10 protein-coding genes are annotated in these 13674 nt (G+C 37.7%); 7 read left to right on the forward strand and 3 right to left on the reverse strand.

Annotated elements, in window-relative coordinates; all coding sequences use genetic code 11:
* Positions 1–16: 16 nt before the first annotated feature.
* From ABIL39_00110 to ABIL39_00140, 7 genes are read left to right on the forward strand one after another with little or no spacing between them, the layout of a single operon-like run.
* Positions 17–2032, forward strand: a complete 2016-nt coding sequence (locus ABIL39_00110; GenBank protein ID MEO0164529.1) for a peptidylprolyl isomerase — start codon at positions 17–19, stop codon at positions 2030–2032.
* A complete protein-coding gene (galT, locus tag ABIL39_00115) occupies positions 2033–3034 on the forward strand; it encodes a galactose-1-phosphate uridylyltransferase (GenBank protein ID MEO0164530.1) in 1002 nt (333 codons plus the stop codon).
* A gap of 25 nt (positions 3035–3059) precedes the next feature.
* Complete coding sequence (gene glgA, locus ABIL39_00120) at positions 3060–4436, forward strand: glycogen synthase GlgA (protein MEO0164531.1); 1377 nt, start codon at positions 3060–3062, stop codon at positions 4434–4436.
* 56 nt (positions 4437–4492) lie between these two features.
* Complete coding sequence (locus tag ABIL39_00125) at positions 4493–5416, forward strand: branched-chain amino acid transaminase (protein MEO0164532.1); 924 nt, start codon at positions 4493–4495, stop codon at positions 5414–5416.
* Between the two features lie 15 nt (positions 5417–5431).
* Complete coding sequence (rpiB, locus tag ABIL39_00130) at positions 5432–5887, forward strand: ribose 5-phosphate isomerase B (protein MEO0164533.1); 456 nt, start codon at positions 5432–5434, stop codon at positions 5885–5887.
* Between the two features lie 56 nt (positions 5888–5943).
* A complete protein-coding gene (locus ABIL39_00135) occupies positions 5944–6819 on the forward strand; it encodes a hypothetical protein (GenBank protein MEO0164534.1) in 876 nt (291 codons plus the stop codon).
* 5 nt (positions 6820–6824) lie between these two features.
* Positions 6825–7814, forward strand: coding sequence for a MoxR family ATPase (locus tag ABIL39_00140; GenBank protein ID MEO0164535.1), 990 nt, complete (start codon positions 6825–6827; stop codon positions 7812–7814).
* 104 nt (positions 7815–7918) lie between these two features.
* On the opposite strand, the gene ABIL39_00145 is transcribed toward ABIL39_00140, so the two are convergent.
* From ABIL39_00145 to ABIL39_00155, 3 genes are all read right to left on the reverse strand, one after another.
* Positions 7919–9901, reverse strand: coding sequence for a T9SS type A sorting domain-containing protein (locus tag ABIL39_00145; GenBank protein MEO0164536.1), 1983 nt, complete (start codon positions 9899–9901; stop codon positions 7919–7921).
* A 126-nt stretch (positions 9902–10027) separates the two neighbouring features.
* Complete coding sequence (locus ABIL39_00150; protein MEO0164537.1) at positions 10028–10216, reverse strand: zinc ribbon domain-containing protein; 189 nt, start codon at positions 10214–10216, stop codon at positions 10028–10030.
* Between the two features lie 38 nt (positions 10217–10254).
* Positions 10255–13542, reverse strand: a complete 3288-nt coding sequence (locus tag ABIL39_00155; protein MEO0164538.1) for a BTAD domain-containing putative transcriptional regulator — start codon at positions 13540–13542, stop codon at positions 10255–10257.
* Positions 13543–13674 lie beyond the last annotated feature (132 nt).

Consider the following 13674-nt stretch of genomic DNA (forward strand, 5'->3'; position numbering starts at 1 on the left):
TTTGAAAGGAGGTTAAATGGTTACAATATTAACTATTTGGGTTATTAGTTTTCTGCCGCAGGAATATATTAATTTGGTAATGAGAGAAGAATATGAAGCGGCAGAAGAATATTGCAAAAAGATGATGGAAAAAAGCTCTGATTTTAAGTGGTATTTAGAATTAGGAGACCTTTATTTTGACAAACTTGACGAACCAATAAAAGCCAAACAGGTCTATCAAAATATTATTGACAAATATCCCCAGAAAGACGGGTGGGTATATTATCGATTGGGTTTGGTATTGGAGACCCTTGAAGATTATCTAAATGCAGCCCGTACCTATGAAATAGTAGCGACTCGTTATCGGAATCCACCCCTTGATTCATTTGCGCTTTCCGGTGTAGAACGTTGCTTTAAAAAGAATTATCAGGATACCGTGGCAGTCGTTGATGGCTACCGGATTACGCGTCTGGAACTTGATGAAAGAATGGCAAAACAATCGCCTTTTGCCAAAAAAGATGAAAAAGGGACGCTTGACCAGATGATACTGGAACGTCTTCTTTATGTTCAAGCAATCAAGAATAATGTAAAAGCAACTAAGGAATACAAAAACGCGCTAAAACAAACAAGGGTCAGTGCCCTGCTTGACGAAGTGAGAGCGATAAATGTATTAGCCAAAGCGATTCCTACGGAAAAAGAAATGCGTAATTATTACAAGAAGAATAAACATTTTTATAAACTCTCCAAAGAAGTAAGAGGAAAAGAAATTGTTGTAGAATCCGAAAGTCTTGCCGTTCTTATTCGAGATTCGCTTTTGAAGGACCAACAAAGTTTTGACACCCTCGCAAAACTTTATTCAACTGCACCCACCAAAGGGGGGGGAGGCGAGATGGGTATTGTGATTCCGGGAACCAAACCTAAAGAGGTGGAAGATGTGCTGTTTAGTATTAAATTAAATACCATCTCGGATATAGTTAAGTTCGAGAATAAATTCGGGATCTATTTGGTATACGAACGCAAACCCGAGAGGTGGCGTGCTTATGATGAGGTAAAAACCCAGGTGGAAGCCGCGGTGCGGGCGGAAAAAATCCAAAAACAAGAAGAAAAATTTTTAAAAGATCTTAAGGCCAAAGCAAAGATTGAAATATTCAAAGATAGTATTATCACCGATTCCACCCAGAAATCATCTACGAGAATTGTTGCACTGGTTAACAATCGGCCTATCAAATTCCAAGATGTGGAAACCAAAAACTCCTCACAACCAATGTTTGCCCGGCTTGATATCTCCCAACCAGAGGAGTTTGAAAAAGTTTTGGAGTCATTGATTGAAGAGGAACTGAAATTGGAACTTGCCGAGCGGAATAAGTACTATCTTAACGATGGTTTTATCACCAAATACCAGGAGGGTATGAAACGCGCTTTGGAACAAGCGCTTTATACCAAGATGGTTATCGAAAATGCTAAAGTTGATTCTCAGGAGGTGGCAGATTATTATCAACAACATAAAGAAGAGATGAAAATACTTGAGACGATAAGGTGTAAAGAGATTGTCGTCCACAAAAAAGAAGAAGCTGAAAGGATTCGCAGTGAACTTGCAAAATACTACGGAGAAAAGAAATCATTTATTCCATTTCTAAGTAAGAGAGCAAAAATTAAAGATTTCACCATGTTTGATTCTTTGGCTAAAACTTACTCTACCGCCTACAATAAGTCCCGAGGCGGGGATACCGGTCCCTTAAAGCGAGGCTCAAGACCTAAGGAGTTTGAAGAAGTTGCATGGAAATTAAAAATTGGAGAGCTGAGCAAGGTATTTTTAGTAGGTGATTCAAACTGGACAATTCTCACCAAAATTGAACATAACCCAGCTCGTTATCGGACATTCGAAGAGGTAAAAGCCTCGATTGAAATGAATCTATTGCGCGAAAAACAGCGTAAGATTGCTGACGATTATCTTGCTAAAATCAAGAATGAAGCGGATATCAAGATTATGCTGCCCGAACCGGTACCCGAAGAAGCGAAACCCGAAAATACCGAAACACAACCTAAAGAATAAATGCCCGAATTAAGAAAAGACCCGGTTTTAGGGCGCTGGGTTATCATCTCCACGGAACGGGCAAAAAGACCCAAAGATTTTAAGTTTGAGCCCGAAGAAAAAAAAATCAGTCCTCAAGAATGTCCATTCTGCCCTGGCAACGAATCAGCCACACCCCCTGAGATATATGCGATACGGAATAACGGCACTTTGCCCAACACACCGGGTTGGAGTCTTAGAGTTATTCCTAACAAGTTCCCCGCCCTCCGCATCGAAGGCGAGCTTAATCGAAAAGGTGAGGGAATATATGATAAGATGAATGGCATCGGTGCCCATGAGGTGATAATCGAAACGAATGACCATCAATACGACCTCGCTGATTTGCCAGAAGAAGCGGTCTATAATCTTGTGGATACTTATCAGAAACGAATAATCGATCTAAAAAAGGATTCTCGGCTTCGTTATGTCATGATCTTTAAAAACTTTGGGGCAGTAGCAGGAGCCTCGCTTGAACATAGTCATTCTCAACTGATTGCCACTCCAATCATTCCCAAGAGGGTAATTGAAGAGATGGATGGAGCGAAAAGATATTTTGAGTATCGGGATCGTTGTATTTTCTGTGATATCATAGCCCAGGAAACTAAAGTCAGCAAAAGAATGGTCTCTGAAAATAATAATTTTATTGCCATCTGCCCTTTTGCTCCGCGTTTTCCATTTGAAATCTGGATAATTCCGCGTCAGCATATTTCTAATTTTGAAGACACTGATGGTAATGGGTTATATGACCTCGCAAAGATATTAAAAGATTGCTTGATTCGACTGAAAAAGGCACTGAATACCCCACCTTATAACTTCATTATCCATACTACTCCTATCACTCTTAAAGGTATTGAATTCTATCATTACCATATAGAAATCATACCAGTACTCACCCGGATTGCAGGTTTTGAATGGGGGACTGGTTTTTACATAAATCCTACGGCTCCTGAAGAATCCGCGGCGTATTTGAAAAATATCATGTGATTAAACAATGAAAGAACGGAGATAGATGAAAATTGCTTTTGTCACTCCTGAGGCAGTACCATATGCTAAAACCGGAGGCCTGGCGGATGTTTGTGGGGCACTTCCGGTATACTTAACTAATTTAGGTCTCCAAGTTTCTCTCATTTTACCTCGATACCAAGGAATTATGGGAGAAAAAATTATGGATGTGGAGGTTGATTTTGGAGGTAGAAAAAAAATTGCCATATTCAGCGATGGGAAAGCATATTTTGTTGATTATCCAGCGTATTTCCAGCGCGAAGGTCTTTACGGCACATCTGCCGGGGATTATCCAGACAATTTTGAGCGTTTCACTCTTTTTGCCCAAGCGGTGGTATGCCTGTTAAAAGAAGTAAAATTTGATGTTGTCCACTGCCATGATTGGCAGACAGGGTTGATACCTTTATATATCAAAAAATATGGATTGAATATCAAAACGGTTTTTACAATTCACAATCTTGGATATCAGGGCCGCTTTCCTGTCGAAAAGTTTCCCGCACTGAATATTGAATGGGATTATTTCACCCCAGAGGGTATTGAATTTTACGGGGACATCAATTTTCTCAAAGCAGGAATTATTTATGCTGACGCAGTCACCACGGTTTCACCCACCTATGCTCGACAAATTCAGACTCCAGAATATGGATTCGGGTTGGAAGGGGTTTTAACTAAATACCGCGACAAGCTTTATGGTATCCTTAATGGTATTGATTATCGAATATGGAATCCGGAAAACGATCCGTTGATATATGAACCCTACACCAATTATGCGGGCAAGAAGAAAAACAAATCAGCATTGACCAGCGAACTATTGCTTGATGCGCGAAGGCCTTTATTGGGGATGGTATCAAGGATCGCTGGACAGAAGGGCTTTGATATCCTGATAAAAGTTCTTGATGATATCTTAACACTCAATTACTGCTTTGTTTTGCTAGGATTCGGAGAGGAGTTCTATTGTGAAAAACTTAAGAAATTTGCCAATTCCTATCCGGGTCAAATTTCAGTAAATATTAAATTTGATGAAAAATTAGCCCATCGAATATATGCGGGCAGCGATTTCTTTTTGATGCCTTCAAAATATGAACCATGCGGCCTCGGGCAGATGATTAGTTTAAGATACGGCACAGTACCGATTGTGCATAAAACCGGAGGACTTGCGGATACAGTTTTTGCATTTGATCCGGTAACCCTTGCCGGCAACGGTTTTGTTTTTGACACTTACTCGCCGGAGAGTATGTTGGATACGTTAAAGTATGCGCACACCATATACTGCCAGGAGACAATTTTTGCGCAACTTTCAGAGAACTGTATGAAATATGATTTTTCTTGGAATAATTCAGCTAAGGAATATAAAAATTTATATCAAAAGCTGTGGGAATATTGACTTTTGAGAAAAATTGACTATAGTTAATAAAGTTATGCAAAACAGGAGGTTTAACCATGGCAATGCCTAAATCCGAATATATTTGGATGGATGGAAATTTTGTTAAGTGGGACGATGCTAAAATTCATATTTTGTCCCATGTAATTCATTATGGTACCGGGGTTTTTGAAGGATTGCGTTGCTATGATACGCCTAATGGTTCTGTATTATTTCGCTTAAAAGAACATACTGAGCGATTGTTCAATTCGGCAAAAATATATCGTATGGAAATACCTTTTACCAAAGAACAGATAAATAATGCAATCATTGAGTTGATAAAAAAGAATGGGTTGAAATCCGCATATGTCAGACCTATCGTCTATCGTGGTTATAACGAACTCGGAGTTAATCCTTTTCCCTGCCCGGTCTGTGTAGCAATTGCTACACTTCAATGGGGAAAATATTTAGGTGCGGATGCGCTGGAAAATGGCATTGATGTAATGATTTCCTCCTGGAATAGAATGGCACCCAATACATTTCCGGCAATGGCAAAATGCAGCGCCAATTATATGAATTCCCAGTTGATAAAAATGGAGGCGCTTGTCTATGGCTTCGTTGAAGGTATTGCCCTTGATAATGCCGGCTATGTGAGTGAAGGATCAGGAGAAAATATCTTTGCTGTCAAAAATGGAGTCGTTTATACCCCACCCCTCCATGCTTGTATCTTACCTGGGATAACTCGGGATACCGTGATTCAATTATGTAAAGACCTCGGCATCCCGCTTGTTCAAGAGATGTTGAATCGGGAGTTTCTCTATCTTGCTGATGAAGTATTCTTTACCGGTTCCGCGGCTGAGGTTACTCCCATCCGGAGTATTGATAAAATAACCATTGGTGAAGGTAAAGCTGGACCAATTACCCGAAAAATTCAGAAATACTTTTTTGATATTATTGAAGGACGAATAGAAGATAAACATAACTGGCTTACCAAGGTTGTTTGATAATAAGATATATCTATGAAGATCGGCGTGGGTGCTGACCATCGCGGTGTGCGTTTGAAGTCCAAAATAAAGGATTTTCTTATTGCCCAAAACCACCGTGTAATCGATTATGGTACTAATTCCGTGGAGCCTGTAGATTATCCTACCATCGCGCTCAATGTTGCTCGTGCCGTAGCAAAAAAAAGAATAAAATATGGCATTATCATCTGTTTTAGTGGCCAAGGAATGGCAATAACTGCAAACAAGGTCCCCGGAATAAGAGCTGCGATCTGTACCGATCGGGAACTCGCCTATTATGCTCGGGCTCATAATGATGCGAATATTCTTGTCTTGCCGGCCCGGACAATTAAATATAAACGACAATGGCAACCTATTATTGAAACTTTTTTCAACACTAAGTTTGAGGGTGGGAGGCACGAGCGGCGGCTAAATCTAATTAAAGAATATGAAAAGAGTCTTCGGCAAATTTAAAGCCATGAAATCAAATGCTATTGGAATCCATGTATTATTGATTTAATACTTCTAATATGAAAGTTTTACCTATTGCCTTTGATTCCTTAGGCGCTCGGAGCATGGCGACTTTTATTGAGACAAAAGATGTTAAGATATTCATTGATCCCGCAGTTTCATTGTCACCGGACCGTTTTTCCTTGCCACCACATAAGGTTGAAATTGATCGACATAGAAAATTATGGGAGGACATCAAAAAATGGGCGTGTCTGGCAGATATAATTATTATCACGCATTACCATTATGATCACCATAATCCCAATGAACCGGAATTATTTAAAGAAAAAGAGATCTTTATCAAAAATCCCCATGAATTTATTAATGAAAGCCAGAAAAACCGGGCAGCTTTTTTCTTAAGTCAAATAGAGGGTAAAGTCCGCTCAATTGTAGTCGCGGATGGCAGATCGTTTAATTTTGGCCAGACGAAAATCACATTTTCTCCACCGGTCTATCACGGCCAGAATAATCGTCTGGGTTATGTTTTGATGGTATTAATCGAAGAAAATACGCGGTTTGTCTTCAGCTCTGATATCCAGGGACCGCTGGTTGAAGAACCGGTTAATTTCATCATAAAAAATGATCCAGAGATTTTGTTTCTGGATGGACCATCAACTTATCTGGTGGGTTCCCATTACAAAAAAACGGACATGGAATGTGCATTGAATTATTTAAAAAAGATTATCAGCAGTACCCAAATAAAGGACTTCGTCATTGATCACCACCTTTTACGTGATCTCAACTGGGAGGACTTTGTTGTCAATCTTAGAAATATCAACCACAAGACCAAAATTCAATCGGCAGCTCGATTTCGAGGCAATCCTGAAGACTTGCTGGAAGCCCGGCGCAAAGATTTTTATGAGGGTAAGTGTCAATTCGTCGATCGGTATGAGTGATTAAAATGACCACAACCAACGGCGTCAAGGCTATTCAAAAGATCCACGAATATGTAGTAAAAATAGAACAGGAACTCAGTAAGGTTATTATTGGACAAAAATCGGTCATTGAACAGGTTTTAATCTCTTTATTCTGTAATGGACATTCTTTGATAATCGGCGTACCGGGTCTAGCTAAGACAATGCTCGTAAACACCATTGCTCAGATCGTCGACCTTACTTTTAATCGTATCCAGTTTACACCGGATTTGATGCCTTCGGATATAACCGGAACCGAAGTAATTGAAGAAGACCGGACCACGGGAAAAAGGAATTTTCGCTTCGTCAAAGGACCTATATTTGCCAACGTAGTTCTGGCTGATGAGATAAATCGCGCTCCTCCCAAGACCCAGTCGGCTCTGTTACAAGCGATGCAGGAGTACAAAGTCACTTATGGTGGGCAGACTTATCCTCTACCGATACCTTTCTTTGTTCTTGCTACCCAAAATCCGATTGAACAAGAAGGAACTTATCCGTTACCCGAGGCACAACTTGACCGTTTTATGTTCACAATAAATATCACCTATCCCAGTCGGAAAGAAGAGATTGAGATTGTAAAGACCACCACCTCGGCATATAAAGCCGACTTGAAAAAAGTTATTAATGCGGCTGATTTTACTGATTTACAACAGATTATACGCCGGATACCGGTATCGGATGAATTGATTGAAAGAACTGTAGAGCTTGTTGAGATGACTCGTCCCGAAAACAATAATGCTCCAGAAATGGTAAAAAAATATGTTGCCTGGGGAGCAGGACCAAGGGCATCACAATACTTAATACTTGGGGCGAAGGCACGGGCAGCAATGGATGGCAGGTTTTCACCCAACCTTGAAGATGTGCGTTATGTATGCCATCCAGTCTTAAGACACCGGATAATTACAAATTTTGCTGCTGAAGCAGAAGGAATAAAATCCGATTGGATTATTGATGAACTGTTAAGGAATTTCTTGTAATGTAGGGCAAACCTTCAGGTTTGCATTATCAACTTAAAAAGGGGCGGCTTTTGCCACCCCTTTTGTTTATCGCGGCTTTAAGCCGCTCCTACCATTTGCTGGATTTACCGCACTATCGTCATCGTCTTGGTCGCAGTTCCTTCAGGTGTTTCAACCCGCACAAAGTAAATACCATTGGGAAGTTCCTGATTGTTTAAGTTGAGTGTATATGTGCCTGCTGATTTAGACTCGTTCACAATATTGTCAACCAATCTGCCACTTGCATTATAAATAGATACCTTCACAATGCCCGGATTCTTTGTGGTATATGAAACTTTTGCAGACCCATTTGAGGGATTGGGGGAGAGGGCCACATCTATCCGCGCAGTAGGTTTTTCTTTGTGCTCCCAGATTCCATAATTCTCATCCGGGAATGATAATCTTGGGTCAGCATCGCTGGAGTAGGTATAATATCGCATCCATACAATGGCTGGGAACCATTGATTGTGTGTAGCATTCCACATCGTTGTCATATCTATTTGATAAAAACCATAAGGCCTGCCAAAGTCGAAAGAAGAAACTAAGGTATCTATTACATTTGCACCGACAACTTCAAAGTAATTGGGATCATATTTGGACATGTTAGCAAGGGCTGTAGAATCATTGAGAGTTCGTAAAGCAAAAGGAATATAATAGTTGTCTCCATTATGGTCTTTATAGTAAGACAAGTGATAATAATCTGGTCCGGTGTTATTACCCGCATACTCACCATCACAGGATATTACCGGAGTTTTCGTCATAACGACATCACCATCAACTAATTGTGATATAAAATTTCCACCGCTTGCCATCCGGAACAGTATTCTAACATTATAATCAGTTGATGTCCAAGGATATCCGAATGCAACAACAACACTTGGCCGATTATAGTTATGAGATGCTGACACATCAATAGCGTCAATACTTTGCGAATGCACATATTCGGTCTCTATCCAGGAACCTGGTGCACCTGAGATGCTTTCCAAGATGACAAGTGAATTATTAGACTTTCTGGCAACGAATACAAATTTATCGGTTGATTGGGAAGCAGCACCTTGGGCACCTTTGGGTATTGCATACACGCTTGATGTCCATGAGGAAGTATAAACAGTTGACCAATTCTGCCCCTGATCCGTAGATTGTGCAATTACCACATTACCCGTGGTATAATTATGGTAAATGCAGCAGATACGATGCTCACTCCAAATATGTTCAACACTGAGGTGTGGTTGTATACAAAAATCGCTTGTGTTTTCTACATTGGAGATCATAGTTTGTGAAGAATCATTCAAGTTGCTAAAACGTCTGACCCATATATCACCTGAAGTAATCGATGAAATATATGTATAGGCTTCATACAAATACTGATTCCCAGGGTCGATCACCACGTCAAAAACAATACGATCAGCAGTTGTCGAACCATATGAATGCCATAAACTCCAAGTATTTCCGTAGTCTGTTGAACGCCAAAGAAACATTGTATCATTACCAATCTCTGAAGTTGAGTTGGAAGCGGTTACGAATACATAATTGTTGAAAGAGGCGACTGATGGAGTGATGTGATCTACAAGACTTAGATCAACATAACCCATGTCCCAGCCTGTTCCCTGTCTATTATCATCACGGTCAAACCATTTTGGGTTATTAAAATTACTGCCACTTTCTTCATATTCGTTCTTTGGAAGTGTTTTTTCTCTTTCTAAATATTTAATATAGTTTTCTGCCTCGTTCAAGATATAGGTGAATTCAGCATAATTCCAATCGGTTGGTTGCGATTGTAGTTTTTGCCACAGTTTTTGGAGCCTAATTCTGTATCCAACATATTCATTTTCTTCAGCAGAATAAACATCTTCGGGTAATCTGGGTAACAGGTTATTAAACCTCCGCTGAAGATCCGTGAGTGTAGACTGTTTTTCATTTATTGACATACCTTGCCATTCTTTTGCAAGGGCATTCTTTTCGCTTGTCCAGCCGGTAGGCACTATGATAACATTATCATCTTTTTCTACCGCAAAAAGCGGCGCCAACAATATTACAAATAACACTAATGCCTTAATTGTTCTTTTCATTTTTTTCTCCTTTCTTTATTTCTACTTATTCACTTTTCAGCCTTTGGCTGAAAGACAACCTAAACAAATGGAGATATATTATTTTATTTCTCCTTGTAATCACACCTCCTTTCTTAAAAAACTTGTTCATTTTTTCTTTGCAATATACTTTTTTCCACATACCGGACAGAACTGCGCCATCGGATGTCGGATAGAAGAACCACAATGGGGGCAGGAATCTATCAACCTGGTTTTGCAACTCGGACAGAACCGTTCATGCTTATCAACCGTTGAAAACCCACACCTTGGACAGATATAAATTCCATTTTTCTTCACTTAATATTATATTTATAACCTATTAGGAAGTCTATTAGTCATTTTCCTTTAATCTCTTCATATAGTTTTATTGTTTCTTCTGAAGGTTGACAGTTATACTCTCTTTTAAAAAGATCCGCGCATTTCTTATATTGCTCTATTGCCTTCGATTTTTCATTGTTGAGAAGATATGTCTTCATTAAAAACCTATGTGCCTCCTCATCAAGCGGGTCTAAAATTAAAACTTTTTGTAGATTTTCAATTACCTCTTCAAATTTCAGCTTTTTTAGATAGATTTCGGATAATAAAAAGAGCGCCTGGCGATATTGGCGATTTATCTTTTCGCGTAGTTCTTCAACCCATCGTCCATAACAATCCTCAAGAAAGGTGCCTTTATAAAGTTTTAATGCATCCTTTAATTTCTCTTCGGCAATGTGAATCTTACCCTGCGAATATAAAATTTTAGCATCATTTAACAAGCCAGAAAACTCAATTGCATCAATCCATACATTATCAAGGAAATAAACACCATCTTCATAACAAAAGTAATCCTTTCCTATTATTTTCTTTAACTCAGAAAGATATACATGAAAGTTGTTTGTAACCTGCTTTTTAGAAAATTCAGGCCACAAGAATATTCCGATTTCGTCCCGGGTTAATCTTTTTCCTTCAATTTTTGATATTAATAAAATAGAAAAGAAATCTCTCAATTTCTGCCAGTTTAGAAGTTTTATAGAGAGATCCTCCGAATTTAATTTTTGAATATCCATCCGGCCGAATGTAAATATTCTCAAAATCGGTGGGTTTATCTTTTTAGTATCAGGTTCTAATTTTCCCACCCAGCCCAACATTTTAAATTTTTGGACAATAAATTTCAATTTTCTCAAGTGCTCCCTTCTATAAGGATTATTTTTTAACAATTTAGAGCAGAAATATAACATAAAGACTAATTCCGAATAATCTTTTTGCTCTTCGGCAAGGATTAATGATTTTTTTATTAATGCATTTCTGGTTTCTTTTTTGTTATTTAAGCAAGCAATACCCGCGATTAAATAATAGAGTGGATGTTCATTATATTTTTTACCGAATACCTTTTTAATATCTTCAAATAATGTTTTTATTTCATCTACCTTGTTAAGAACTGACAGAATTAAACCTTCGTATACCATCAGGGTAAATTGGAGGTTCTGATTATGCATTCCTTTAGCAAGTTCAATGCCTTCCTTAAATAGCTTTAATGCCCGTTCGTATTCGCCTATAAAAAACAAAGCAATACTGTAATATTTTAATAACCAGATTAGGTCTGATTGGTTATTTGTCTCCTGGCATAATTTAATACCTTTTTGGAATTCTTCAACCGCTTGATTAAAATACCCCTGGAATAGATAGCAGGCACCAAGATTAAGACAAGCCATTATCTGTTCCCTAATCATTCCACTCTTAATACTATAGTTCCGATGTTGCAGCAGATATTTTACACCTTCTTCAAAATCACAATTATTGATATAAGAAATTCCAAGATTTCCTTGGGCTGATGCGACGAGAGAAGGACTACCTATCTTTTCTGCAATCTGTAAGGCCAGCATCCGGTATTCAATCGCCTTATTATATTCACTACGAGTGTTAAAGATTGAGCCTAAAAGATTGTAGATATAGTATTGCGAAATAAGAGGAGTTTTTTTCTCTATTTTGTTTTTCAATGTAAGTCCTATGTCAAGTGCACTATCTAACTCACCAAGATACTTTAACGCAAACGCCTTATTGGTCATAATATCAAAAACTAAATCACTATAGGCATCCAATTTTAATTTCTTTATTTGGGCTAATATTTCATCGGATCTCCTTATTGCTTCATTATATTTTCCTGCTCGGACCAATCCATTGATAAGAATTGAATATACTTCTAAGAACCGTCTTTTTACTGGTATTTTTGCATCCTTGTAGAGTTTTAAATATTTTTCTGCCAATTCTATGGCATCATTGTATATACCGATTTTTAGTTTAATATGAGAGTAATGTGCGATAATATCCAATAATTTTTTGATTGAAAATTTTTTTATCTTTTCTGCAATATTTAAGCCCTGCCCTAAAAATTTTCCCGCGCGTGTGAAATCTCTTAAGTTTTCAGAAATTTTAGCATTGTGCAACAGATAATCTACCATCCAAACTTTGTAAATTCCTGCTTTATCAAAATGTAACAGCGCATTATATTTGTCATTTTTCTTCGCAAAAAATTCGCCCATTTTTTTATGTAAAGTGAGTTTTCTATTTTCAGGAATATTGTCATAAATTACCTCTCTGATAATAGGATGACTGAAAACATAATTTTCTTGCTCTTTTCTTATGAGACCCCTGCGTGTTAGGTCATTTAAAAGATTAATCTTCAATTTTAAAATGGACGAATTAAATCGTTCGCCAACAACAGAAGCAGTCTCAAGAAATTCAATCTGTTTTTTACTCAATCCTGCAAATCTTATTTTCAAAATATCGGGTATACCTTTAAAAACTGGTATTTTTTCGTAATTTGGTATGGTGCACCATCTTTCTTCTAACTCATTATAATAAATAACACCCTTTTCTAAGAGGGTCAACAAATATTCTTTAAGAAAGAGGGGATTACCGTCTGTTCGAGTAAACAGCCAATCAAAAAATTTCCCTTCTAAATTGTTGGCAAAAATGATTTCATTTAAATGTAATATCTCATCTTTACCAATATTTCCGAGCGTAATTTTTATTAGATTTTTTGATTGTAATTTATATATAATTTTAGCATTGTCTGAAGTCAAGATCATTAAAATTGGCAACCCATCCAAACGATTTATGAGTTGATTCAATAAAATAAAGACATCTTCTTCAGCATTTTGAATTTCTTCTAAAATAAAAATAATGAAAGAGAATCGGGAAAGTTTTTCTATGAATTCGATGAAATGGTGAGACATTTCTGAGAAATCAGTTTTTTTAGACACAGGTTCATACGGAAAATAAACTTTTAATGAAGGTATCACCTCCGAATAATTATTATAAATTTCCCGACCAATAACCTGGACGATTTCCCTTATTTGACGTCCTGCTCTATTTAGGTAATTATTTATAATTTCCGTGAATAATAAATTTGCCGAAGTTCGGGGTTGTAATACGATATTAAAAGTAATCGGGGCATACTGAATGTTTTTTAAAAATTCCACCACCAATCTGGTTTTGCCAATACCGGGCTCACCACTAATAACAACACATTTTCCCTGGTAATTAAAAGCCGATTGCAGATTTTCCTGCAAAATTTTTAACTCGTTGTTTCTGCCAATAAAAGGAAGTTCTGAAAAATTTTTACTTTTATTGGAGAACATCATTTTTGCCTGTATTATTATACAAATTTATATTAATTTGTCAAGAAAAATAAAAACTATGCCTTCTCCATTTTTATTGGGTGCTTTCTTTAGGGTAAATAGATTCGTAATGACATTACTTGATCTGCATCGGAT

The sequence above is a fragment of the candidate division WOR-3 bacterium genome (assembly GCA_039802205.1).
Taxonomy (GTDB): Bacteria; Hydrothermota; Tepidihabitantia; order SM23-42; family JAOAFX01; genus JAOAFX01.